The organism is Pseudomonas sp. HN2-3, assembly GCF_020691745.1.
In the GTDB taxonomy this organism is placed as follows: domain Bacteria; phylum Pseudomonadota; class Gammaproteobacteria; order Pseudomonadales; family Pseudomonadaceae; genus Aquipseudomonas; species Aquipseudomonas capeferrum.
Map to the genome: position 1 here is coordinate 2,365,218 of NZ_CP085704.1, position 23,961 is coordinate 2,389,178.

The 23,961-nt window shown below is 52.8% G+C and carries 20 protein-coding genes; 14 read left to right on the plus strand and 6 right to left on the minus strand.

Annotated elements, in window-relative coordinates; all coding sequences use genetic code 11:
* Window positions 1-289 precede the first annotated feature (289 nt).
* The 4 genes from LJX93_RS10845 (at window position 290) to LJX93_RS10855 (ending at window position 5,232) form a co-directional block, all read left to right on the plus strand.
* Window positions 290-1,957 (plus strand): AMP-binding protein, encoded by a 1,668-nt coding sequence (locus tag LJX93_RS10845; protein WP_227697171.1) that lies wholly within the window; start codon window positions 290-292, stop codon window positions 1,955-1,957.
* Between the two features lie 203 nt (window positions 1,958-2,160).
* Window positions 2,161-3,513 (plus strand): MFS transporter, encoded by a 1,353-nt coding sequence (locus LJX93_RS10850; RefSeq protein WP_186665018.1) that lies wholly within the window; start codon window positions 2,161-2,163, stop codon window positions 3,511-3,513.
* A gap of 198 nt (window positions 3,514-3,711) precedes the next feature.
* Window positions 3,712-3,870 (plus strand): hypothetical protein, encoded by a 159-nt coding sequence (locus LJX93_RS27480; RefSeq protein ID WP_414004137.1) that lies wholly within the window; start codon window positions 3,712-3,714, stop codon window positions 3,868-3,870.
* A gap of 42 nt (window positions 3,871-3,912) precedes the next feature.
* Window positions 3,913-5,232, plus strand: coding sequence for an OprD family porin (locus LJX93_RS10855; RefSeq protein ID WP_227697172.1), 1,320 nt, complete (start codon window positions 3,913-3,915; stop codon window positions 5,230-5,232).
* Window positions 5,233-5,438: 206 nt separating this feature from the next.
* On the opposite strand, the gene LJX93_RS27300 is transcribed toward LJX93_RS10855, so the two are convergent.
* Window positions 5,439-5,573, minus strand: a complete 135-nt coding sequence (locus LJX93_RS27300) for a hypothetical protein (protein WP_261871920.1) — start codon at window positions 5,571-5,573, stop codon at window positions 5,439-5,441.
* A gap of 374 nt (window positions 5,574-5,947) precedes the next feature.
* Here LJX93_RS27300 and LJX93_RS10860 point away from each other — a divergent pair, with 374 nt between their 5' ends.
* From LJX93_RS10860 to LJX93_RS10880, 5 genes are all read left to right on the plus strand, one after another.
* Entirely contained in the window at window positions 5,948-7,354 is a 1,407-nt protein-coding gene (locus LJX93_RS10860) for an NAD(P)/FAD-dependent oxidoreductase (RefSeq protein ID WP_186664984.1), read from the plus strand.
* A gap of 18 nt (window positions 7,355-7,372) precedes the next feature.
* On the plus strand, window positions 7,373-7,720 hold the full coding sequence (locus tag LJX93_RS10865; RefSeq protein WP_227697173.1) for a cupin domain-containing protein: 348 nt from the start codon (window positions 7,373-7,375) through the stop codon (window positions 7,718-7,720).
* 43 nt (window positions 7,721-7,763) lie between these two features.
* Complete coding sequence (locus LJX93_RS10870; RefSeq protein WP_186664980.1) at window positions 7,764-9,128, plus strand: MFS transporter; 1,365 nt, start codon at window positions 7,764-7,766, stop codon at window positions 9,126-9,128.
* Between the two features lie 136 nt (window positions 9,129-9,264).
* The gene (locus LJX93_RS10875) at window positions 9,265-10,758 is read left to right on the plus strand and encodes a PucR family transcriptional regulator (RefSeq protein WP_186664978.1); all 1,494 of its coding nucleotides are present in this window, start codon (window positions 9,265-9,267) and stop codon (window positions 10,756-10,758) included.
* A 322-nt stretch (window positions 10,759-11,080) separates the two neighbouring features.
* Window positions 11,081-12,121 carry an ABC transporter substrate-binding protein gene (locus tag LJX93_RS10880; RefSeq protein ID WP_186664976.1) on the plus strand — a complete coding sequence of 347 codons (1,041 nt, stop codon included), beginning with the start codon at window positions 11,081-11,083 and terminating at the stop codon, window positions 12,119-12,121.
* Between the two features lie 44 nt (window positions 12,122-12,165).
* On the opposite strand, the gene LJX93_RS10885 is transcribed toward LJX93_RS10880, so the two are convergent.
* Entirely contained in the window at window positions 12,166-12,531 is a 366-nt protein-coding gene (locus LJX93_RS10885; RefSeq protein WP_227697174.1) for a hypothetical protein, read from the minus strand.
* Between the two features lie 368 nt (window positions 12,532-12,899).
* Here LJX93_RS10885 and LJX93_RS10890 point away from each other — a divergent pair, with 368 nt between their 5' ends.
* The 5 genes from LJX93_RS10890 (at window position 12,900) to LJX93_RS10910 (ending at window position 18,370) form a co-directional block, all read left to right on the plus strand.
* Window positions 12,900-14,177 (plus strand): FAD-dependent oxidoreductase, encoded by a 1,278-nt coding sequence (locus LJX93_RS10890; protein WP_227697175.1) that lies wholly within the window; start codon window positions 12,900-12,902, stop codon window positions 14,175-14,177.
* A 25-nt stretch (window positions 14,178-14,202) separates the two neighbouring features.
* A complete protein-coding gene (locus tag LJX93_RS10895; protein ID WP_227697176.1) occupies window positions 14,203-14,643 on the plus strand; it encodes a flavodoxin domain-containing protein in 441 nt (146 codons plus the stop codon).
* A 20-nt stretch (window positions 14,644-14,663) separates the two neighbouring features.
* Window positions 14,664-15,845, plus strand: a complete 1,182-nt coding sequence (locus tag LJX93_RS10900; RefSeq protein WP_227697177.1) for a cytochrome P450 — start codon at window positions 14,664-14,666, stop codon at window positions 15,843-15,845.
* 255 nt (window positions 15,846-16,100) lie between these two features.
* Window positions 16,101-17,570: an APC family permease gene (locus tag LJX93_RS10905; RefSeq protein ID WP_227697178.1), complete on the plus strand. Its 1,470-nt coding sequence runs from the start codon at window positions 16,101-16,103 to the stop codon at window positions 17,568-17,570.
* 125 nt (window positions 17,571-17,695) lie between these two features.
* A complete protein-coding gene (locus LJX93_RS10910; protein ID WP_186664964.1) occupies window positions 17,696-18,370 on the plus strand; it encodes a TetR/AcrR family transcriptional regulator in 675 nt (224 codons plus the stop codon).
* Between the two features lie 34 nt (window positions 18,371-18,404).
* Here LJX93_RS10910 and LJX93_RS10915 read toward each other — a convergent pair whose 3' ends face one another.
* From LJX93_RS10915 to glcD, 4 genes are all read right to left on the minus strand, one after another.
* A complete protein-coding gene (locus tag LJX93_RS10915; RefSeq protein WP_410011014.1) occupies window positions 18,405-19,592 on the minus strand; it encodes an MFS transporter in 1,188 nt (395 codons plus the stop codon).
* 340 nt (window positions 19,593-19,932) lie between these two features.
* The gene (gene glcF, locus LJX93_RS10920) at window positions 19,933-21,204 is read right to left on the minus strand and encodes a glycolate oxidase subunit GlcF (RefSeq protein WP_186664962.1); all 1,272 of its coding nucleotides are present in this window, start codon (window positions 21,202-21,204) and stop codon (window positions 19,933-19,935) included.
* 9 nt (window positions 21,205-21,213) lie between these two features.
* Window positions 21,214-22,266, minus strand: a complete 1,053-nt coding sequence (gene glcE, locus LJX93_RS10925; RefSeq protein ID WP_186664960.1) for a glycolate oxidase subunit GlcE — start codon at window positions 22,264-22,266, stop codon at window positions 21,214-21,216.
* The gene (gene glcD, locus LJX93_RS10930; RefSeq protein WP_186665028.1) at window positions 22,266-23,765 is read right to left on the minus strand and encodes a glycolate oxidase subunit GlcD; all 1,500 of its coding nucleotides are present in this window, start codon (window positions 23,763-23,765) and stop codon (window positions 22,266-22,268) included. The genes glcE and glcD overlap by 1 nt, the downstream gene beginning before the upstream one ends.
* Window positions 23,766-23,961: the final 196 nt, after the last annotated feature.

Sequence of the window (23,961 nt, forward strand, 5' to 3'; positions counted from 1 at the left end):
GCTCACCACACGTTTGAGCCTTTGCCCTTGAATCCGGACAAGGTCATGACACCGACGACTCAGCTTCTCACGGATAGCAAGAAACGTCGCACGTACAGATACCGCCTCTCACAGCTCTATTGCTGCAGCTGTAGTGGGTGACCCTTCTGATTTCTCGGTGGTAAGTGGCAAATCCGGTCACAGACATTGAGAGCTTTTACCATTGTCGGGCACGTCATTCGAAGGCGATTATTTTCCGCCCGTTTCAGCGATTTCTCCCATCTAAAAATAACTCAGAGGGACGCTCGTGATGCCTGATTACTTTTCTGCTTTGACTAGCTTTAGCTATCAGCATGTTGTTGACCTTGAGCTAGCTGGACGTTTGTCAGCCGTCAATGCGTGTATCGAATGCTGTGATCGGCATGCTCAAGATGACCGAGCTGCCCTATTTTACGAGGGCTCTGATGGTACCAGTGCAACCTATACATTTGGAGACCTGCAATACAATGCTGCTCGCTTCGCTAACGCCCTTCGAGCGCAAGGTGTCAAAAAGGGGGATAGGGTCGCGGGACTGCTACCAAGAAAGGCTGAGTTGCTTATCACTATCTTGGCCACATGGCGTATTGGCGCGGTTTACCAACCTCTTTTCACCGCCTTCGGGCCGAAGGCCATTCAACATCGCCTGGAAGGCTCCGCTGCACGCGTTGTGGTGACGGACCTGCAAAACCGCCCGAAGCTAGATGAAGTCGAGTTCTGTCCCTCCATTATCACCATTGGAAACAACGGTCGTGACTTGAGTTTCTGGGATGAGTTGGAAAAGTTCCCCCCTGAGTGCCAGCCCGAAATGCTGACTGGGGACGACCCGTTTCTCATGATGTTTACCTCAGGTACTACGGGCCCAGCAAAGGGGATGACGGTACCGCTTAAGGCTTTGGTGGCGTTTAAAAGCTATATGCGCCAGTCAGTAGACCTGAGACATGAGGATGCATTCTGGAACTTAGCGGATCCAGGCTGGGCTTATGGCCTCTACTTTGGTATCGCGGGCCCTTTGGCGATTGGCCATTCAATCACCTTGTACGATGGACCGTTTACGGTGCAGAGCACCTGCCAGGTAATACGGAAGTACGGCATTACAAATCTTGCAGGATCACCTACCGCCTTTCGACTGCTAATTGCTGCCGGCGAGGAGTTCACAAGCGCCATTAGGGGGAAATTGCGAATTGTGAGCAGCGCCGGCGAGCCATTGAATCCGGAGGTGATCCGTTGGTTCGCCGATACATTGGGAGTGACCATCCACGATCACTACGGTCAGACCGAACTGGGCATGGTGCTCTGCAACCATCACGGACTAGATCACCCTGTACATCCAGGCGCAGCCGGGTTTGCCTCCCTGGGCTACCGGATCGTGGTGGTGAATGACGTGGGTAATGAGCTACCACCTGGTCAACCGGGAATTCTGGCGATTGATCGGAAGCAATCACCGATGTTCTGGTTCTCTGGCTATCACGGGGCGCCGACTAATTCTTTCATCGGGCAATATTATTTGAGCGGCGACAGTGTTGAGCTCAACGCGGATGGGAGTATTAGCTTTGTAGGGCGCACGGACGACGTGATTACCACGTCGGGCTATCGTGTAGGCCCATTTGACGTTGAAAGCGCCTTGATTGAACACCCCGCAGTGGTTGATGCAGCCGTTGTTGGTAAGCCTGATGCGGAGCGTACAGAGCTGGTTAAGGCGTTCGTTGTGCTCAATCAGAGATTCACGGCTTCGCCTGAGCTGACCGAAGAACTCTCCCTGTACGTTCGTAGGCGCTTGGCAGCTCATTCCTATCCACGAGAAATAGAGTTTGTTAGCGACCTGCCGAGAACACCGAGTGGGAAGCTCCAACGCTTTATCCTGCGTAACCAAGAGATTGCTAAAGCTCAAGCGTCGCTCGTCAAGACTGCTGCTGGTTCGACTTGCAAGAGTACGTGCTAGCAAACGCAGCCGGGCCTACGTTGCTAAGTTCTTTGCCTCGCGAAATTCCGCTGATGTCGAGAGCCTCTACTGCGCGAGCTGTGAGAGTCCCGATAGGCAGCGCTGGGAATTCCATCCAGGTGGTCGGACAGATCCGATTGCTCTGCGATCGCAGTACGTATGTGGACTTCAAAAGACAAAAACAAGACTGAAGGAGACACGGTATGAGTTCTTTGAATATGTACACGCTGGCCGGAGAATCAAAGTTCAATCGCTTTCATGGGCTGATTCTTTTTTGGTGCGTGTTGATTCTTATAATTGATGGTTACGACTTGGCGGTGGTTGGCGCAGCGCTGCCAGCCATCATGGCTGACATGCAAATTGACGCAACCAGTGCCGGCGTGATGGCTGGCTCAGCACTGTTTGGCACAATGCTGGGGGCAATTTTCCTGGGCACTCTGGCAGACCGTATTGGTCGGCCAAAGATGATCGCAATCTGTGTAGCTCTCTTCAGCATATTCACCGCTGCAGCAGGTTTCACTGACAACCCGCTGACCTTCAGTATCATGCGCTTCATCGCCGGCCTGGGGATCGGCGGCGTGCTGCCTATCTGCACGGCGCAGATGGGAGAGTTCTCGCCCTTGAAAGTTCGCACCCGCCTGGTGACCATCGTTTTCGCGGGCTATTCGGTGGGAGGCATTTTGGTAGCGCTCACGGGTAAGCAACTGATCGAAAGCTACGGCTGGCAATATGTGTTCTACGTGGCAGCCCTACCAGTAGTTTTGATTCCCTTCATACTGAAGACCATGCCCGACTCTATCGGCTTCATGTTGAAACAAGGTCGGGATGACGAGTTGAAAGTCATTGCCCGTCGCCTCCGTCCTGACCTTATGATCAAGGATGATACTCAACTCGTCGGCAACCCTCAAATTGTCTCTGCCCAAGAGAAGCCTGTACGAAGCCTTTTCCAGGAAGGGCGTGGATACAGCACCGTCATGATTTGGATGGCATTCATGACCGGGCTTTTCATGGTGTACGCGCTCAATTCATGGCTCACCAAGCTGATGGCCATGGCGGGCTTCAGCCTCGGCTCCGCCCTGAATTTTGTTATCGTGTTCAATCTCGGTTCGATCTTCGGTGCAATTTTCGGTGGCTGGCTCAGCGATAAATTCAGCATCAAGCACGTCTTGGTGGTGTTCTACGTAGTGGGCGCGGTTGCTCTCACGCTACTGGGTTATACGCGCTCTACTGAACTGCTCTTCGTCGTAGTGTTCATCGTGGGTGCCTCGACGCTCGGTACCCAGCTTCTGGCCTATGCATACGCCGGAGATTTCTATCCCTCCACCATCCGCTCCACTGGGGTCGGCTTTGCGTCGGGCGTCGGTCGCATCGGGGCGATTGTCGCGCCTGTTTTGATTGGTGCACTCGTATCGATGGCCTTGCCTCTGGAGCAGAACTTCATGGCAATCGGTCTCGCCGGGCTGATAGGTGCTGTTGCTGTGACCATGATCAACCAATCTCGCGCGGACTCCGCTGTGGTGAGGAAGAAGGCCACTGCTTCACACGATCTGACCTAACCGTAAATCTGAGAGACAGGTTCAAAATGCTTACTCATCGCTTGTGCCAATCATCGGTAGGTTCGGACGAGACGGCTCTACAGCCTGTTGGGGAGCAGTCGAAGCGATAAGCAAAGGATTGCATGAGCTGCATGGGCGGAATTATCGTTTCTCGTTCAATTAAAGCCGGGCCATGTCCAACCCTCGGAGCGTGCAGTCATTGAGTTCTGTCAGGAGCGATTCGCGCGGTTTAAGTGTCCTGGTCGAGTGATTGTCCAAGCGCTTCTAAAAACTGCAACTGGCAAGGTTCAGAAATTCATGCTTCGAGAGTTGGCCGGAAGTGGGGATGCAATCACTGGATTGGTGGTTAATGGTTAATTCGTCAGCAGCGGTTTGATCCTATCCAAGGGCAGAATCTACATGAGGCGCTGGTGGGCGGCTCATGCTCAAGCACACAACAAAAACAAGGTGCCTGTGATGTCTATTTTTTTACAAAAGTCGTTAGCGTGTTCTGCTGCACTGTTGGTCGCGCCTTATGCTTCTGCCGCGTTCGTGGACGACTTCAAAGGCAATGTCGAGCTTCGGAATTTCTATTACAATCGTGATTTTCGCAATGATGGAACTGCGCAGTCCAAGCGCGATGAGTGGGCACAAGGCTTTATTCTGAACCTGCAGTCTGGCTTCACAGAAGGGCCAGTGGGTTTCGGTATCGATGCCATGGGTTTGTTGGGGGTTAAGCTTGACTCTAGCCCTGACAGAACGGGGTCTGGACTGCTTGCCTACGATTCCGGCAGGAATGTGGAGGACGAGTACGGAAAATTTGTGGCTACCGCTAAAGCGAGGGTAGGCAAGACTGAGTTGAGGGTAGGAGGGGTGAATCCTCTAATGCCTCTCCTCTGGAGCAATAATAGTCGCCTACTGCCTCAGGTTTTTCGCGGGGGGTCTTTGACCGTCAACGATATCGATAAATTGACGGTAACGGCTATTAGGGTAAACGCCGTGAAGCAGCGTAATTCCACCGATTTCGAATCCCTCACAGCTACTGGCTATGCTCCGGTTGAGGCTGATCACTATAACTACATGGCATTGGACTTCAAGCCAGCAAAGGACATGACATTCAGCTTGCACGCCGCCGAGCTTGAAGACCTCTACAAATCCTACTTCGCTGGGATTAAAGTTATCCAGCCGGTTTCGGAAGGCAATGTGATCGCGGATGTTCGCCTGTTCGATGCTAGCGAAACCGGCTCCAAAAAATTAGGTGAGGTGGACAACCGAACGCTGAGTAGTTATTTCGCCTATAGCATTAAAGGGCACACCATCGGCGGCGGTTACCAAAAGGCTTGGGGCGACACGCCATTTACGTTTGTAAACGGCACAGATAGCTACCTATTCGGCGAATCGCTGGTCAGCACATTCACTGCCCCCAACGAGCGCGTCTGGTTCGCGAGGTATGACTTTGACTTCGCTGCTTTGGGTGTGCCTGGCTTGCTGTTTACCACCAGGTACATGAAAGGTGATGATGTTGATCCTACTCTGCTGACAAGCCGCCAAGCCGCCTCTCTGCGTCTAAACGGGGAGGATGGCAAAGAATGGGAGCGGGTCACTGACATCTCTTATGTCATCCAGAGTGGGCCTGCAAAGGGCGTTTCGTTCCAATGGCGTAACGCTACGAACCGATCGACCTATGCGGATAGCGCTAATGAAAATCGATTGATCATGCGTTACACCTTAAACTTCTAAAATGGTGAAATGGGCCGAACCTACCGAGCCGGCCCTTTCCACATCATCCCCAGTAGAAGGTTTCGTTGCCTCCCGCTTGAATTGATCCATAGGATCGTGAAAAGCGACCAACACTGTCCCTTGCGCTAGGCGCCCCATTGCCCAACTGATACTAGGTGGAGCGCTGAAGCTTGATAAAGTTTCCCGCCAAAATCCATGATCGAGCGTCATTCCTTCTCGTAGCGCCATTGCTTGGCCTTGGTGAACAGGCAGGCATCCAAAAAGCTTTCCGTGGCGCCGGCAGGCAGGTTTTTCACGGACAGTGACCGGTAGACATCGGTGTACTGCACCGGTTTGGCCATAGTCTTCAGCGGGGAGGACTCATCAATTTTGTACTCGATGCAAAACCCTTGTGGTACTCGGCGTAGTGAGACCACATCAGAATTTCATCGGGTGCGCAGCGAGGCATTTGCTCTCGAATCCCGAGCTTTAGCATTCAGCAGAAAAGCGCTGTTGCCGGGGATTCTATATCCGTCAGGCCGGAGTTGCTCGCCGCAGCTCTTGAGAAGCTAGCCACAAACGCTTCGGTCACCCACATCCACCATACGTCACGTATGCCCCGATCTGGTCTCATTCGATCATATGAACGGTTCAGGTCATATTCCTAAGATTGCCCAATAGTTGCGAAGCTCAAGGCGCGGGAAACTGTGGAAAACAAAACAGTGGAACCAACCCCATGCGCCTGTCCCCTTCTCAACCTTTGACGCGTAGCTACTGGCTGCAGAGTCTGGAGGAAAACCTTCAGCCCACACCGTCCCTGGAGGGTGAGTACAACGCTGACGTTGCAATCGTCGGTGGTGGTTTTGTTGGCCTGTGGACTGCGCTCACGCTCAAGGAGCGTGATCCCCACATCAACATCGTTGTGTTGGAGCAGGATATTTGCGGAGGTGGGGCCTCGGGACGCAACGGTGGTTTCGTCATGTCCTGGTGGCCGAAGATCGGCTCCCTGTTGAGCTTCTGTACCCATGAGCAAGCATTGTTCCTGGCGCACGCCGCTGAGCGTGCTATCGGTGAACTGGGCGAGTTCTGCGACCAGCATCAGATCGATGCGCACTACGTCCGTAAGGGCTGGCTCTGGACGGCGACAACTCCGGCCCACATTGATAGCTGGAATAGTACGCTGGACATGTGTGCACGTCTCGGCGTCGAACCCTTCACCCGTGTCTCGGGGGAGGAGGTGGCAAAAGCTACCGGTTCGGGTGTTCATCTTGCGGGGGTGTATGAGCGTAGCAATGCGACGGTGCAGCCGGGCGCTCTGATTCGAGGCATGCGAGAGGTGGCAAAGAAGGCAGGTATTCGGATTTTCGAGCAAACGCCGATAACCAGCATTGAGCCGGGAGCATCGGTGCGCCTGACCTCAGACAAGGGGCATGTGAACGCCACTTCAGTAGTGCTTGCCAGCAATGCCTGGGCTGCTTCGATTCCGGAGCTGTCCAAGCTTATCGTCCCTGTGAACAGTTCCATTGTTGTAACTGAACCGATCCCTGAAAAGCTTAAAAGAATGGGCTGGACTGGGCAGGAGTCAATCACCGATTCGCAGTTGATGGTGGACTACTACCGGACTACCCGGGACGGTCGTATTGCGTTTGGGAAAGGTACCGGGGCTCTGGCCTACAACTCACAAATCAACAGCACCTTCAGTGAGCACGCGGAGAGCATCGAGCTGACCGAGGCTGACTTCCGTCGTACGTACCCTGAGCTGGCCTCGACACGGCTTACCAATGCCTGGTCTGGCCCGATTGATCGTACCTATGACAGCCTACCAGTTTTCGGCACGTTGTCGGGAAGCACGAACATTCACTACGGCATAGGCTGGAGCGGAAACGGCGTGGGCCCAAGCCGCCTCGGTGGCCGAATTCTAGCCAGCCTTGCCCTTTGCAGCCGGGATGAATGGAGCACCTGCCCATTGGTTGGCCGTGACTGCAAAACCTTCCCACCTGAGCCATTCCGCTACGTGGGGGGCACTCTCGTTCGAAATGCCGTCATTCGCAAGGAGCGGGCCGAAATGAGTGGCGTTCGACCATCTGCAATTGACCGAATGCTGGCCGGGCTTGCCCCCGCCGGACTTGAAGACAAAGCCTGACATAAGAGGAGCCATAACATGACCCCAATCATTAAACGCCTTGCTGCGGATACTGAGTTCTCAGCATTGACGCCAGTCGCACAGCCTCTGGGGGATGCGGTTTCTCAGACTTGTCTAGCCCTAGATGAAGTAGTAGAAGATCCGCGCTTCTCGTTAGGTGTATGGGAATGCACGCCAGGTAGCTGGCGTCGCCAAGTTCTCCAGGCTGAGTACAGCTATTTCATCAGCGGTAAGGGTTCTTTCAATCCAGATGAAGGTGAAATCATTCACTTTCAAGCGGGCGATGCTGCCTACTTCGCTCCCAATACCACGGGTATTTGGATCATTGAGGAAACGGTAACTAAGCACTACTTCATTGTCGGTTGACTAACTTTTCGCCTTTCACAACTTCAATAATAAAGGTTGTATTATGAGCGTCTTCGATATCATCGAAAACTCGCCTGTGTCCAAGTTTCACCGCAAGTTACTGCTTGCGTGCTGCGGTGGCCCATTCTTGGACGGCTATATCCTCAGTTTGATCGGTATTGCTCTCATCGGTTTTGCCCACGACATTCCGGCATCACCAGTTGAGACTGGCCTCATCGGTGCCGCTTCGTTGCTGGGCATTTTCTTCGGCGCGACAGTGTTCGGTGCGGTCACTGACCGGATCGGGCGCGAAACGATGTATGCACTGGATCTGACCGTACTCATCGTCGCATGCGGTCTGAGTGCCTTTGTGACCGATGCCTGGCAATTGATCTTGCTGCGCTTCGTCATCGGCCTCGCGGTCGGCGCGGACTATCCGATTGCCACCTCCCTTCTCACCGAGTTCACACCATCCAAGCGACGCGGCTTCATGATCGGCCTGTCTGGGCTGGCTTGGTCGGTTGGAGCCATGACTGCCTTTGTCGTTGGTTATCTGGTAGTGAAATTCAGCGGTGACCACTCCCTGTGGCGTTGGATGCTGTTCAGCGGTGCTGTGGTTGGTCTTATTGTCGTGATCATGCGTCGTGGCATCCCTGAGTCGCCACGCTGGCTGGCCAGCAAAGGCCGTATCAAGGAAGCAGAGGAGGTCATCCTCAAGGTCTACGGCAAGTCGGTAAAGATCACCCAAGCGGATATCAACCAGCTCCATGATGGGGGGCGTCCACGCTCCATCATGTCTGACCTCAAGTTGATATCGTCTGGTGGCTACCTCAAACGCACGATTATGTGTGGCGTGCTCTATTTTGCCCAGATCACACCTCAGTACGTGCTCTACACCTTCGGTGGGATGATTTTGATCACTGCCGGCATTGAAGGCGTCAACGCATCGACACTGGGCGAACTGCTGATTGCAATCCTGTTTGCCATTGGCGTGATACCTGCATTGAGGCTGGTGGAAACTTGGGGGCGACGTCCGATGGTATTGGTACCGTTCGCGCTCATGGCTTTACCGCTGTTCGCGCTCGGGCTGTGGGCCGATGCCCCTGCCTGGTTCATCATCGGTGCTTTTGCCTTCTACGCCTTTGTTTCTGGCGGGCCGAGTATTCTGGAATGGATCTATCCGAACGAGTTGTTCCCGACGTCCGTGCGTGCGACTGCTGTTGGCGTGGCCGTTGGTATCAGCCGTATCGGTGCTGCAACGGGTACCTACCTGATGCCAATTGGTATCGAATCCATCGGTCTACAAGCGACGCTTTTGATCGGTGCAGGTATTACGCTCTTGGCGTTCTTTGTCTGCCTGGCGTGGGCTCCGGAAACCAAAGGTAAGTCTTTACAGCAGTCTGCTTCGCTGGGCTTGGCCACTAATTGATCTACATGCCACCGTTCTGGCTCGACGGCTTGTAGGCGTCGCTGCTAGGGTGGAAGCGGAATCTGGCGGCGTTGGTGACGATGAGTCACCAACGCCGCTGGACGTTTGAGCATCTCCATTGTGGCAGTCAAATACCATGTCTTTTAGCATCCAGGACATTATCGACAACGTATCTCTGCGTACCCGGTTATTGACCGGTGCGCAGGGTACCCAGCGAGTGTTGCGCTGGGCGCACGTATGCGAATTAGCCGATCCCAGTGAGTGGTTAGGGGACGGTGACCTGCTGATGACCACGGGCATGGGAATTCCCCGCGAGGCCGATCAGCAGCGAGCGTATGTCACCCGTCTTTTCGAGGCGCAAGTAGCCGGTATGATGATTGGGGAGAACATGCAGGCTCCAGACGATCTCACTGGGTTAAGTGAGCAGGCGTTGCTGCTAGGTTTTCCAATCTTGATCACTCATTACTCGGTGCCTTTCTCCGCAGTAACGAGGGCCATTGTCGATGCTAGGCAGCAGGCAGAAGATCAGCGACGACGTGCCGTAGTGCGGCTCTACGAGAGCGCCAGGATTGGCTTGCGGCACCTCGGCCTAAACGGATTGTTGCTCAGGCTTTCTGCAGATGTCTGCGCAGAGCTCTACCTTTTTGACACGCGCAGTCTGTGCCCTTGGCAGGAGGGGCTCGCGCCCCTACCTGAACGATGGCGAGAAGTGATCGGTTCGCGGGCACGATTCACCTATGATCTAACGCGCTGCCATGACGGGGAGAATGAGGCCTTAGTAATGGCACTCCCTGCGTTACCTGAGTGCGCGATTCTAGCCACAGGTGGCCAGCTCTTGGACTACGGCATTTTGCACCATATCGGCTCGGTGTTAGCCATTGAGCTTGAGCGTGTTCAAAGTGAGCACGAGCGTATGCTGCGGCTCGGCTCCGAACTGGTAGATGATCTTCTAAACATGAGGCTTGCCCAGCGTGCTGCATCGGAGCGGCTGGAGCAGTTAGGCTGCCCTCCAGAAGCGACACACCTTGTGCTTGCCCGGCTTGTTCATGCAGATCCGGGCACCTGGCAGCTGGAACTCGGTCGTCAAAACGTAAAGATGCTAGCGAGACAGGCGGGGGACGAGCTTGTTATTTTGATGACTGACCAGGCAGCTTATAAATCGCTCCAAGCTGTTTTAGGCTGTTCGTTAGGGATAAGCGCTGTGCTTGGCTCTGGCCTCAGAGTACCAGAGGCGCTTAGAGAGGCTCGTCTGGCCTTGGCCCATTCGACAGAAGCTCGGATGATTGTCGACTACGCCAACGCACTGGATGAAGCGTTCTGGTTGCCGAGCGATCTCGAGCAGGCAAACAGGATGTATCGTCGGGTGATCGGTACGCTTGCAGATTACGATGCTCAGAACGGCAGTCACCTGATTCACACACTTACGATTTTCCTTGAGCACAACCGCTCATGGCAGAAGTCGGCGCAAGCTCTAAACGTGCATAAGCAGACCTTGGTCTACCGCATCCGTCGTATTGAGGAAATCACCGGTCGTTCATTAGATGACACAGAGGGTGTTGTGGCTCTGTGGATCGCTTTACGTTCTATGGAAATTGCAGCGGGTGGGCATGACGCCGGATCACTCAGCTAGGTGATGTGGCGATAAACACAGCGGTGGGCATGGGATGGCCATCAACGCGGGCCCGGTGATGTTCACCCGGCGGCACAGTATCACGGAGTTTCCGTATCGATCATCTACACATCCGGCGCCCTCGATAGCGAGTTCTTTCATCGTTCGTATTCAAAAACGGTTCTTGTGTTTCTGTATGAAGCGCTGCGCCCGTTTCATTCGAATGAATGATTGTGGTGAATTAGACAAAACTCTAAAACCTTTTATAGGTGCCCACGGATCCCGCTACCGGAGGCCTGGGGTTCCCCATCGTCTAAAATATCGTCCAGCCGAGGCAATAATAATGTCAAAACTCCTCAGTACCGGTCTCACTCTCGTCTTCAGCTCCGCTATTGCAGTACAGGCGCACGCTGATTTGACTGTGGTTTCACATGGCGGCGCCAATAAGGCTGCTCAAGTCAAAGCTTTCTACGAGCCCTATAGCGCAATGACTGGCACGAAAATCATCGCCGACGAGTTCAATGGTGAAATGGCGAAGGTTAAGGTACAGGTCGATACCAAGAACGTCGCGTGGGACGTTGTGGAAATGGAGATGCCTGAGCTGATCCGGGCTTGCGATGAGGGAATGCTGGAGGAAATTGGCGAAGATCCTGTTATTTCCAAGCTGACACCTGAACTACTCGATGGGGCGGTACAGCCATGCGGTGTTGGTTTCTTTGTTTGGTCGACTGTGCTGGCCTACAACGCGGAGAAGCTTAAAACTGCACCGCAAGGGTGGGCCGACTTCTGGGACGTTGAAAAGATCCCAGGGAAGCGTGGCCTACGGAAGGGGGCGAAGTACACCTTGGAATTCGCTTTGATGGCCGATGGCGTAGAGCCCAAGGACGTGTACATGGTTCTGGAGAGTAAGGCGGGGCAAGATCGAGCGTTCGCTAAGCTGGATAAACTGAAACCGTACATTCAGTGGTGGGAGGCGGGCGCCCAACCACCTCAATATCTCGCCTCTGGTGATGTGGTGATGAGCTCTGCCTACAATGGCCGCATCGCAGCGGTGCAGAATGAAAGCAATCTTCGCATGGTGTGGAATGGCGGAATTTACGACATGGACGCGTTTACAATTCCTAAGGGTGCCAAGAACCGCGAAGAGGGTTTGCGCTTTATCCAGTCGGTTCTTCAACCCGAGGCCCAGAAGGCCTATGCCCAGCAAATCGCCTATGGCCCAGTGAACCGTGCAGCTGTTTCGATGGTAGACGCAAATCGTCGAAGCACTATGCCGACGGATGAAGCGAACCTCGAGCACCAAGTGGCCATCAGCGCTTCTTTCTGGGCAGATCATGGGGATCAGCTGGAGCAGCGCTTCAACTCTTGGGCCGCAAGGCAGTAATCAAGTAGACCATAGGGCGGCTGTTTTCAGTCGCCCTTCCTACATCAAAGGGAGTGATAGGGCAGCTTGCTCGAAAAGGAGGCGAAAGAGGGCGTGGAGCGGGTTTTTAGAGAGGGCTTCCGTCGCAGCAAGGCTGAGGTGCTGCTCCCCGACTTAGCCAGCGTAACGGGGTCACTCGCGGTCTGTTCGCTGCGAAGGATGGCGAGGTGGTCACCCTCGCGATGGTCAGCAGCAAGAAGGTGACGAAGAACGTAGGTTTGCCAGCGGTGTGGCGAATAGCCGACGCCCAGCATCGACTCATCGGTCTGGCCGGCGACAAAGTCAGTGACGATTAGGTCGAGCGTGTTTGCGATGTCTGGCGTGGCATGCTCAAACGACATGATCATGTCGATATTGTCGGGGGCGAGCACGTCAGCACCTGCGTCCGCCAGTTTTCCGCGCTTGAGTGCATCTACCAGTGCTTGCTTGTTTTTAACATCTCCACGGTTGGTTCTCTGGGGGAGATGGTGGGAACGGGGTAGCCTTGAGGTGGCTTCACTCCCCATTGGCCGCCACTTTTCCACAACGGTGTGTGGGCCCGTAGCAGTGCACTACTAGTGCTCACTTCCGACCCAAGACGCACCGTTTACGTCCTTTCCTACGCGTAGAGCCCCTGTGAACCGCCCTACAACGGTCTTGCCGGAGCTGGCATGTACTTTGCTAACAAGCAATAACCGAACGAACGTTAGAGCGGTTTCGATTTTTCTTGCCTCATCACACTTTGCCTTGGGAGATCTCAATGCCTACCTTGCCGACCATAGCCATTGTTGGAGCAGGCCCATCTGGTTGTTTCGTGGCGCAGTTCCTTGAAAAGAAATGGCCGGAAGCTGAGATTTCAATTTTTGAGGCGTTGCCTGTGCCCTATGGACTCGTGCGCTATGGAATCGCGGCAGACCACCAAGGGAGTAAAGGGGTTATCCAGCAGTTCGAAAAAATGTTCGAAAAGGGTAACGTCAAATTCTTTGGAAATGTGAGCGTAGGCAGGGACATAACCTTTCAAAAGCTTGCTGAATCGTTCGATGCTTTGGTGCTGGCCACAGGCCTGAATCATGACGCCGTTTTAGATGTGCCCACTCATCCCGGAGCTCATGTCATTGGAGCGGGGCAGATTCTGAAGGCATTGAATGGATACCCTTTACATCGCCTACCAAAAGATGTTGGCGGTCAGATCCGATCACTGGGTAGTGATATTGCGGTCATTGGAAGCGGCAATGTCGCAGTCGATTTTGTACGGATGATTTGTAAATCAGGTGATGAGTTTCTTGGTTCTGATGTAGTAGATGACGTCCTTGCGCAATTAAAGTCTTCAGGGTTGAAGAAGATAAAGCTATTCAGTCGCTCTCCCGCATCCATGGTGAAGTGCGATGGTTCAATGCTTGAGGAATTACTGAAGCTTCCAGGCATACGTGTCAGTTTTGAAGATGCTCCTGAGGAGCAGGGGCGCGTCCCGGATATCCTTCGTATGCAAAAAGAAAATATGAAGGCCCGAGAGGGTGAAAAAATCGAGATCGAGCTTGTTTTTGATGTGACTATCAATGAGCTGGATTTTGTTGGTGGGCGTACTGTTATTTCAAGCCTGAGCAAGGGCGCTGGTGCTTTAAAAGTTGATGGATTTGATACCGTCGTAACTGCTATCGGCTTCACTAATGGCGTGTCTGAGAATAATTTGATTCCTGGCAACGACTGCGATGGTGATGCAGTATATCGAGTTGGGTGGTTGAGGCGTGGCCCGAAAGGAACTGTTGCAGAGAACAGGAAGGATGCAAAGTCCGTTGCAGATAAAATATGCCAGGATTTTGAAGATGGATTAAATAGGCCTGGGAAGGTTGGGCGTGCATCAGTGCTGCATGAGCTATCAACTAATGTTGTCGATTATGATGGCTGGCGCCGTATTGACCGGTATGAGCAGAGTAGCGCTGTTAAAGACCGGTGTAGAAATAAACTCCGGGACTTGGTGGCAATGATTAGAGTGGCGCGCGGGCAGGATGCTACTACGGCAAGTGCTGATATTGTTTGATTAAATTCGTAAACAAGGTGAATGTATGAGCGATATCTTAGTGGCTTTTGGTACTGAGAGTGGTAACGCTGAAATGGCAGCGGATGATATCGTTGCAAATCTCAGTGCAAGGGGGGTCGAGGTTTCGGTCAAGTCAATGGAAGATATTACCGCATCAACGTTACTTACGTGCTCAACCGTTATTGTTGTGACGTCGACGTATGGTGAAGGTGACTTACCTGAAACGACGATTCCTTTTTTCGATGTGCTAAACAATGAACGACCAGATCTCAGTCGGCTTGGATTTTACGCATTTGGCTTGGGCGATAGCACCTATACCAATTTCAATAATGCAATTAGAACTATTTCCGATAAGTTGGTCGAGTTAGGCGCAACCATGATTGGCGAGGTTGGTCGTCACGACGCTGCGAGCGGCAAGTCGCTCACGGTAGTGGCATCGGACTGGATCGACGCAGTCTACCCGTGATTCGAGCCTGGAGTTAATTGATGAATATTACACATGAAGTACTGCCTTGGGCGCATCCGGATTTTCGAAGAAACCCTTACCCTTGGTATGCACGTTTGCAGCGGGACTACCCAGTTTATCAAGAGAGTGAGCGTACTTTTGTAATCTCTCGCTACGAAGATTACATTAAGTATGTGAAGCATCCCGCTATGAGCATGGTTGAGCCGGATTGGGTCAAGCCCCATAATTGGCATGTGTTCCTAGATACGATTCTGTTTTATGATCCGCCGCAGCACACCAGTCTTCGCCGTCATACGAATAAGTGGTTCACGCCAAAGTTGGTTAAGGATTGGGTGCAGCACACTGTCGATGTTGCCGAGGCCGCGCTAGATCTGATCGATGAAGATGGGTATATCGAGGCGCACCACCATATTTGCGTGGTGCCGACACACGTGACGATGTGTCGAGTGCTTGGGGTCGCTGAGGATGATATTGATCTTGCGGCACTGAACTCGTTGAAAATCGTTGGGATGCAAACACCTGCGGCAACTCAAGCAGATAAGGATCGCGCAAAAGAAGGCTTTGAGTGGCTTTTTGCTAAATGTCAGGCAATGATTGAGGAGAAAAGAACAAACCCCGGGGAGGGATTGCTGGACGCGATGCTCAAGCTTGAGCAGGCTGGGGAAATGACTTCTCGGGAGGTCATCCAGACACTGGTGCTGCTCTATTTCTCTGGAGCTCCCAATCCAGCATACGTAACAGCTGCGATTTTAGAACATTTTGCTAGGGATCCTGATCTCTACGATTTGTATCGCGCGCAGCCTGATGCCAGGGCTGCCATGATCAACGAATTCATACGACTTAATCCCCCTGAGCAATCCTTTACTCGCTATCCCACCGAAGATATTGAAATCCGCGGTATTACCATTCCTGCCGGCTCATGTATCCGATTTATGACCGCGGCGGTTAACAGAGATGAAACTGTTTTCAAACGACCTAATATGTTCGATCATACTAGGCCCCAAGAGGCCAGTCAGCACGTTTCCTTTGGGGTTGGTGTGCACGCTTGCGCAGGTCAAGTAATCAGCAGGGCGGAAATTGAAGCAACACTTAATGTCATTGCTAGCAAGTACTCTCGTGTCGAGCTTGCAGAAGAGCCTGTGACATTGAATGATGATCGAATTCGTAACTATATTACGCTCCCTCTGATGTTCAAGAACTAGCTTGATGACTAGCATGTGGGCGAGTGGGAATAGTCTGGTAGGTCTGGGCTTTTTGGCTCGCAGAGGGTGGTGTGTCAATGGATAATGAGTTTGAGGTTGTATCAATGTCAAGCGCTATTAAACGGTATGTGTTAATGGTGGTTGATATCTTGATCCTGGAAGTCTACGCGAACCTGCGTTGAATAAATATAATGATGAAGCATCTCCTTATCTGCCGAGCTGACGTTGAATTAACTATTTATCGAGGATCGGTTTATGACGATGACTGCAGAGGCAGGGGGAGCATTTGGAGCTTCTGAAACGGGGCGTGCCAGGCTAACGGGTAAAATGGGTGCTTTTAGTTTGGCGCTGACGGTGCTGGCTTTCTCCGCTCCACTCACAACCGTTTCAGGGTATATACCTGTTGCTTTAATGTTTGGAGGAGTGGCCAGCCCGCTCGTATTTCTAATCGTCACTGTGATGATACTTATTTTTAGCGTCGGCTATGTGACGCTTAATACAACCGTAAAGCGTCCTGGCGATTTTTACTCCTTCATTAGCTATGGCTTGGGTAAGGAGGCAGGTCTAGGCTCCGGTTTGATGGCTGCAGTTGCCTATTTCCTGATTCTGACTGGTGTGGCTTCGTATTTCGGTGTTTCGGCAGCGGATTTCCACCGGGAAATCACTGGGCACGCCTTTTCCTGGTATTGGTATGCGCTGTTTTGCTGGCTCGCTGTTGGGATGCTGGGATATTTGAATGTGGAGCTATCTGCCAAAGTTCTGACTTGGGTGATGGTTGCTGAAGTGATCGTGTGCTTGCTTTTTGCATTTGGAGTACTGCAGGGAGGCGGGGAGTCAGGGATTGCTTCCGTTGATGCATTTACACCTGGCGAGTTGAGTAAGCCCGGTGTCAACTTGCCATTCGCCATGCTGTTTGTGGTGTCGTTCTTCATGGGTTTTGAAGCGACCGCGTTGTTTCGCGATGAAGTGAAATTCCCAGACACTACGATTCCAAGGGCTACCTACGGTGCAGTAATATTCATCGGCTGTATTTATACTTTGTGTGCTTTTGCCATGATTATGGCGTATGGGGGCAGTGTTCAGGCAGTGGCTTCAAATTCACCGGCGTCCATGTTTTCAGGCGCCCTCTCGAGTTTCTCCGAGGGCCCTGTTCACTTGATGATTTCTGTCCTGATCCTGACCTCATCGTTCGCCTGCATTCTTTCGATCCACAATGTTCTGTCACGGTATCTGTATAACTTAGGTACAGACGGTGCGCTTCCCGCATTTTTAGCATCTGTCCATGAAAAGCATGGATCGCCTTATAAGGCTTCTGTGTCGGTTTCTGTGCTAGTGCTCCTAGTGCTTATGCCCTTCATCACGCTTAAGGTGAAGCCTGACCTGCTTTATGGTCAACTTTCTGGCGTGGGAACAGCGGGTGTTATTTGCCTGCTCACCATGGTCAATGTCTCTGCATTGGTTTGGTATTTCGCAAAAGGAAGGGCCAACAAAGCTAGCTTCCTCAAGTCGTTTTTGGCGCCCACTGTTTCAACAATATTTTTTGTTAGCTTGATGGTTTTGGTCGCTAAACACTTTGAGTTATTGGTCGGGGGGGAGCCAGGTGAACGGGTATGGATGCTCTACGCAATACTGGTTGTTCAAGTAGTGGGTATGATACTGGCTGGTTTTTATCGCAAAACCAAGCCTGAAACGTTTGCGAGGCTTGGTCGAGCCCATCACGGGTGAGCTTACCTTTGCGCCTGGGTGACTAGCATCACTCAGGCGTGAGAAGGTCTTTTGTAGCAGCTGAACCCTGGTTATGTGGTAAGGTCAAGCGTGTTGATGAGGGGTGACAAGGTTGGTAGGGGATTATGCGCAGCAGTGAAAATACATTGGTTATGCTTGAGCGTTTAAAGGGATACCTTAATACGTTCGACTGGAATGAATTAACGAAAAGCAAACAGGTCATCCTCGAGTCCTTTCTTCGGGTTGCTACGCGCGAAGGGATTTCCAATGTTTCTATGCGAAGTTTGGCACGTGCGGCTGGCGTGAAACCTCCGACCATCTACTTCCACTTTCCGGAGGGGCGCGAGCAAATCCTGTCTGCTGCTTTACGCTGGCACTACAACAACTTTGCTCATGCGTTATACAAAGCTCTCGAAGGATGCATCTCTCCGGATGAATATTGGCGTAAGCTCATCGCATTTCATGTTTCTCAGCAATTACAGCGACCCGAGAATGATATGTGGGATGCGCTGATAGCGACTGATCGGATCGTCAAGGTCTTGCCAGGAACTCTTCGCTCGGAAGTGGATGATTGGGAAGACTTCTGTGACCACATGTATTTTGCTATCTCGCAAGACATGGGCGTTTCGGAAGGTGAAAGAAATGCTAGGGCATTGCGGAAGCTCGTTGACACTATTGGATCTTGGTGGCGTTGGGATGGCAGCGAGCAGGGGCTCAGTGATGCGGCTTCTTATGTAATAGATATTTCCAATAAACTCATGGAAATTAAGGTTTTTGAGAGTCAAGGTGAGCCGGAATAGTCAGATGAGTACCCAGGCTCACGAGTAGTGCTGATCAATCAGCGGTGATCTCCGATCGCTTCTCTAATGCTCGGGCGAGCAAGTAGATCAGGCATCCAACTAATGCCATAGCCGCACCGACGTACCCGGTTGAAGTCCAACCCCAACCGGCATTGATTGCCAAACCACAGATCCACGGCCCCAGCGCATTGGCAAAGTTCAGTGCGGCATGGTTGGACGCTGCAACCAGGGACTGGCCATGCCTGCTCACGTCCATGAGCCTCATCTGCAGGGCGGGTGTCAGGGCAACCATGCAGCCCAGCATAAGCGCACCGGCGGTGATTCCGGTCACTGACTCGGAGAGCAACGGGAAAGCGAGTAGAACAACGACGCTGAAGATCATGACCTGATTTACGGCCAAGAATTTGTACTTGTCATAGAGCCAGCCGCCAGCCAGGTTGCCAATCATGGTGCCGACGCCGAACACCGCTAGCATCGGTGCGATCCAGTTTTCGCTCAAATGGGTGACATGAAGGACGGTGGGAGCGAGGTAGCTGTAGACACCAAACATTCCGGAGAATCCGATAGCACCGATGGCGAGAGCTAACCAAATCTGAGTGTTTTTGAAGGATGCAATTTCAGCTCGAAAGTCCATCCGGGCTTCATTCTCGACATCTGGAGCATAGCGGTAGAGCAACACCACACTCAGAACACTGAGGACGGTTATGCCTCCGAACACCCAACGCCATCCCATTGCTTGCCCCAGGTATGTGGCACCCGGTGCTCCGATCAAAATGGCGGCGGTGATGCCCAACAGGATTCGACTCACGGCTTTACCCCGTTTGTTAAACGGTGCCATTGAAGCAGCAATGGTTGCGGCAACTCCGAAATATGCGGCGTGAGGGAAGCCGGCAATCAAACGCGAAAGCAGCAGGGTTTCGTAATTAGGCGCCAGAAGGCTTAGCGCATTGGAGACGGTATAGATCCCCAGCAAAAACAAGATCAGATTTCGCTTTTTGAGGTAAACACCGACAAGCACCATAATAGGTGCACCGACAACTACGCCGAGAGCGTAGGCGCTGATCAGGTGAGCCACAGTGGTTTCAGGCTTGTCGAAAGCTGTGGACAAATTGGAAAGCAATCCCATGACGGCGAATTCACCGGTGCACAATGAGAAAACACCAAGAATTAGCGCAATCTCTACAAGGGCCTTCTGGCTTTTAAATATTGACAAAGCACACACCTCATAAGGTAACGACCAAAGCGGTACCGCTGATATTGAATTTCAACGAGTTTGGTAAAGTGTTAAACGCTAGTCGCGTCCAGTACCCAAAGCTTGCTAAAGGAGTTAAGCGTGTTTTAGGCTTTGTGTGTTTTGTGCCTGTAACGTGGGCTCGCGATGGTACGTTATCACACCCTCGGGGATGTGCAGAAGATAGATTCGATATGTGTCTGAGCGGCATTATTTTTCAGAGGTGATAATGCGTTGTTATCACAGTGAAGTGGAGTGTTGCGTCGGAATGCCAAGGCTTGATTTGTAGTAGTGCTCGAAGCCTTGGCTTTTTTGACTCAAATACAGTTTTCTATACGAACGGGGAGATCATTTCCGCTGGCTTAAGCTCAACTGGTTTGGTCGGTGGGTTCAAACTTTCCTCGACTATTTCAATCCAGTGTTTCACTGGTTTTTTTCTAGCTCCGCTTAAGTGCGTTTGGCAGCCAATATTGGCAGTAACAATTTCATCCGGGTTACCACTCTCCAACGCTGCTAGCTTCTGATCACGAAGGCGGATGGAGAGCTCTGGTTGAGTGATCGAATAGGTGCCTGCAGATCCACAACAGAGGTGGCTGTCGGGCACTGAGGTGAGCGAGAAACCGAATCGCGTGAGGATTTCTTCGACGGCACCGCCGAGTTTTTGAGCGTGCTGAAGTGTACAAGGGCAGTGGAATGCGATGCGCTGGCTAGCACTGGGGCTTAAAGTTTCAAGGGGCTCGGCTCTGATCACCTCAGCCAAGTCTTTTGCCAGTGAGCTTATGACGCGAGCTTTCTCTGCATACTGCTTATCGTCCTTCAGGAGGTGCCCGTAGTCACGGACAAACGCCCCGCAACCGCTTGCGGTTTGCACGATCGCTTCGGCACCATGCCGCACTGCTGGCCACCAGCTGTCGATGTTCCGGCGGGCTCGCTCCAAGCCACGTTCCTGAGCATTCAGATGGTAGTCTACGGCCCCACAACAACCGGCTTGTGGAGCACTCAAGACAGAAATACCAAGCCTATCGAGCACTCTGGTAGCAGCAGCATTGGTGCTGGGCGCCAGTGTTGGTTGCACACATCCTTCCAGCATCAGAACCTTACGTTTGTGATGCCTGCGTGGGCGCTCCCTAGGTGAATCGGGAAGTGGCGGTATCTTACGTTTGAAGGCTCCAGGCAGTAATGGCCGGACAATCATGCCAGCTGTGCACAATATTTTGAACAAAACTGGGCGCGGTATCACTGTCCGAATACCGGTGCGTAGGAGACGCTCATAGAGGGAACGGGGAACTTCTTTTTCAACTACTTCGCGCCCGATATCTAGAAGGTTGTGGTACTGAACACCAGAAGGGCAGGTTGTTTCGCAGTTTCGGCATGATAGGCAGCGATCTAGATGCTGCTGGGTTTTTGCGGTAACCTCGTTACCTTCTAAAACTTGTTTGATCAGGTAAATTCGACCGCGTGGCCCATCAAGTTCATCGCCCAATAATTGATAGGTTGGGCATGTTGCGGTGCAGAATCCACAGTGCACGCATGAGCGCAGGATTTTTTCCGCTTCTTCTGCTCGGGGTAATTCCTTCGCCTTCTGGCTGAGTAGAGTTTGCATGAGCTGTCCTTAAACCTCTGCACTTAAGCGGCCAGGATTGAATATGTTCTGAGGATCGAATTGGTTCTTCAGATTTTTCTGGTATTTCATCAGCGTTTTCGACAACGGCTGTAGTGAGGATTCCCCCGCGGCGTAACGAATGGCATGACCGCCAACATGTTCCACCGCACTACGAATCGCTTGAGGATCTTCATTGGTCTTGAGCCAGCGTTGAGCGCCTCCCCAATCCAGCATTTGATCACCTGATGAAATGTAGGGCGAGACGTTAGCAGGCAACGAAAGGCGCCAAAGAGCTTCTGGCTTTTTGAAAAAATCACTCTCGTGCTCGCGAAGGCGTTTCCAGTAATCATTTTCGAGGGGCTGACCTCCCAGTATGCTTAATGCTGACCTTACAGAACCTTCGCCGCCTTCAATGCGCAAGTGGAGGAGCGCGCCATCGTGGCACGCAGCGGTAATCGGAATAGGTTGCTGACCCCAGCGCGCCAGGTTCGCCATAGCCTGCGCTGGAGTCATGTCTAGAGAAAGACTTGCGGAGGCTCTAGGTTTGGGAAGAACCTTCAGCGATACCTCGGTGATGACACCGAGACAACCGAAGCTTCCTGCCATCAGGCGGGAGAGGTCGTAGCCTGCAACGTTCTTCATGACCTCGCCACCAAACCGCATCAGCTTGCCGTTGCCGATGATTACCTGGACTCCAAGGACATAGTCCCTTACCGCTCCTGCCCAAGGGCGACGTGGCCCAGATAGGCCGGCTGCAACCATCCCGCCTACGGTCGCATCAGGGCCGAAGTGCGGCGGCTCGAACGGAAGCATCTGGCCCGCGTGATCCAACGCAGCTTCGATTTCCCACAACGATGTGCCTGCGCGGGCGGTGATGACAAGCTCAGTTGGATCATAATTCACGATGCCGCGATGGATCCTGGTATCGAGGACTTCGCCAGCCATGTGATTGCCGAGCATGTGCTTGCTGTTGCTCCCCTGAATACGAAGGGGGATGTCCTCGTTGAGGGCGTAATTCACTTGCTCAAGCAAGTCAGCGCTGTTGTCGTAATCGTGCTGCATCAGAAGCGCTCCAACTCAGGAAAGGGCAGGTTGCCGTGATGAATGTGCATGGAGCCGAATTCAGCACACCGATTCAGTGTTGGAATGTTTTTTCCAGGGTTGAGCAAACCGTGCTTGTCGAAGGCATGCTTGACCGCGTGCATGAGGGTGATTTCGTCACCACTGAACTGCGCGCACATTTGGTTTATCTTTTCCCGTCCAACGCCATGCTCTCCCGTGATGCTCCCACCGACCTCAACACACAGCTCGAGGATTTTGCCTCCAAGCGCTTCAGCGCGCTCCAGCTCACCCGCTTTATTGGCATCAAAGAGAATCAGTGGGTGCATATTCCCGTCACCTGCGTGGAATACGTTCGCTACCCGCAAGCCGTACTCGTTGGACAGCTCTTCGATCCCGTTCAGTACCCGGGGCAGCTGACGGCGGGGGATCGTGCCGTCCATGCAGTAGTAGTCGGGAGATATACGCCCAACAGCGGGGAACGCGTTCTTCCTGCCCGCCCAAAATCGCACCCGCTCTGCTTCATCTTGCGCAAGCCTGACCTCAGTCGCGCCGGCCAATTCGAGGATGGTTTTTACCCGCTCACAATCTTCCTGCACATCCGCTTCAACGCCATCGAGTTCGCAGAGCAACATGGCGGCGGCGTCGACCGGATAACCGGCGTGTATAAAGTCTTCGCTGGCACGGATGGAGAGGTTGTCCATCATTTCCAAGCCACCTGGGATGATGCCGTCAGCGATGATGTCGGCTACTGCCGCGCCCGCCTTTTTGACTGAGTCGAAGCTGGCAAGCAGCACGCGCGCCACCTGTGGCTTGGGAAGAAGTTTCACGGTCACTTCTGTGATGACTCCCAACATACCCTCTGACCCAGTGAACAACGCCAGTAGATCAAAGCCAGGGCTGTCGAGCGCGTCGCTACCCAGTGTGAGTGTCTCCCCCTCAATGGTGAGGATTTCGACCTTCAAGATGTTGTTCACGGTCAGCCCGTATTTGAGGCAATGCACGCCGCCCGCATTCTCGGCAACGTTTCCACCAATCGAGCATGCGATCTGTGATGACGGATCAGGTGCGTAATAGAGGCCATGTGGTGCTGCTGCTTGGGAAATGGCCAGGTTGCGAACCCCGGGCTGAACCGTTGCAAATCGACCTAGTGGATTGACCTCTATGATCTGGTTGAAGCGGGCCATGACGAGGAGAATGCCTCGCTCGTGCGGCAGTGCTCCGCCTGAGAGTCCGGTTCCCGCACCTCGCGCTACTACGGGGACACGCAGCTCGAAGCACGTGCTGAGAATGGATTGAACCTGATCAATTCTGGTCGGTATCACGACCAGGAGAGGCATGACTCGGTAGGCCGATAGGCCATCACATTCGTAAGGTCTGAGCTCCTCTTCTGAGGAGAGAATTTCGAGATCAGGAATCAGGCTTGATAGCTGATCGAGCACCTGCTTTTTGTCGACGTTGGGCAACGCACCATCGACACGCTCGTCATAGAGGATGTTCATCGCGCTCTCGAGTTTGGCTTTTATTCTTGTGTGATTTACCTCCCGCTCGGACGTTTTTATCTGGCAGGAGCGGAAGGTAAACCCACACTGCGCGGCTGATTTCAGCATGTCGATCATCAAGCGATCTGGTAGTACCAGTTTTTACCGGCAACCGATCGAAGTCCCTTTGGATCGGGTCTTTGCGGGGATAGACTGA

Excerpts from the sequence above, each read along its gene's own strand:
- LJX93_RS10890 (WP_227697175.1), top strand. The coding sequence starts at position 12,900 with ATGCCTACCTTGCCGACCATAGCCATTGTTGGAGCAGGCCCATCTGGT.
- glcE (WP_186664960.1), bottom strand. The coding sequence starts at position 22,266 with ATGCAGCACGATTACGACAACAGCGCTGACTTGCTTGAGCAAGTGAAT.
- LJX93_RS10860 (WP_186664984.1), top strand. The coding sequence starts at position 5,948 with ATGCGCCTGTCCCCTTCTCAACCTTTGACGCGTAGCTACTGGCTGCAG.
- LJX93_RS10845 (WP_227697171.1), top strand. The coding sequence starts at position 290 with ATGCCTGATTACTTTTCTGCTTTGACTAGCTTTAGCTATCAGCATGTT.
- glcF (WP_186664962.1), bottom strand. The coding sequence starts at position 21,204 with ATGCAAACTCTACTCAGCCAGAAGGCGAAGGAATTACCCCGAGCAGAA.
- glcD (WP_186665028.1), bottom strand. The coding sequence starts at position 23,765 with ATGAACATCCTCTATGACGAGCGTGTCGATGGTGCGTTGCCCAACGTC.
- LJX93_RS10865 (WP_227697173.1), top strand. The coding sequence starts at position 7,373 with ATGACCCCAATCATTAAACGCCTTGCTGCGGATACTGAGTTCTCAGCA.
- LJX93_RS10850 (WP_186665018.1), top strand. The coding sequence starts at position 2,161 with ATGAGTTCTTTGAATATGTACACGCTGGCCGGAGAATCAAAGTTCAAT.
- LJX93_RS10895 (WP_227697176.1), top strand. The coding sequence starts at position 14,203 with ATGAGCGATATCTTAGTGGCTTTTGGTACTGAGAGTGGTAACGCTGAA.
- LJX93_RS10880 (WP_186664976.1), top strand. The coding sequence starts at position 11,081 with ATGTCAAAACTCCTCAGTACCGGTCTCACTCTCGTCTTCAGCTCCGCT.
- LJX93_RS27300 (WP_261871920.1), bottom strand. The coding sequence starts at position 5,573 with ATGGCCAAACCGGTGCAGTACACCGATGTCTACCGGTCACTGTCCGTG.
- LJX93_RS10910 (WP_186664964.1), top strand. The coding sequence starts at position 17,696 with ATGCGCAGCAGTGAAAATACATTGGTTATGCTTGAGCGTTTAAAGGGA.
- LJX93_RS10870 (WP_186664980.1), top strand. The coding sequence starts at position 7,764 with ATGAGCGTCTTCGATATCATCGAAAACTCGCCTGTGTCCAAGTTTCAC.
- LJX93_RS10900 (WP_227697177.1), top strand. The coding sequence starts at position 14,664 with ATGAATATTACACATGAAGTACTGCCTTGGGCGCATCCGGATTTTCGA.
- LJX93_RS10855 (WP_227697172.1), top strand. The coding sequence starts at position 3,913 with ATGAGGCGCTGGTGGGCGGCTCATGCTCAAGCACACAACAAAAACAAG.
- LJX93_RS10875 (WP_186664978.1), top strand. The coding sequence starts at position 9,265 with ATGTCTTTTAGCATCCAGGACATTATCGACAACGTATCTCTGCGTACC.
- LJX93_RS10905 (WP_227697178.1), top strand. The coding sequence starts at position 16,101 with ATGACGATGACTGCAGAGGCAGGGGGAGCATTTGGAGCTTCTGAAACG.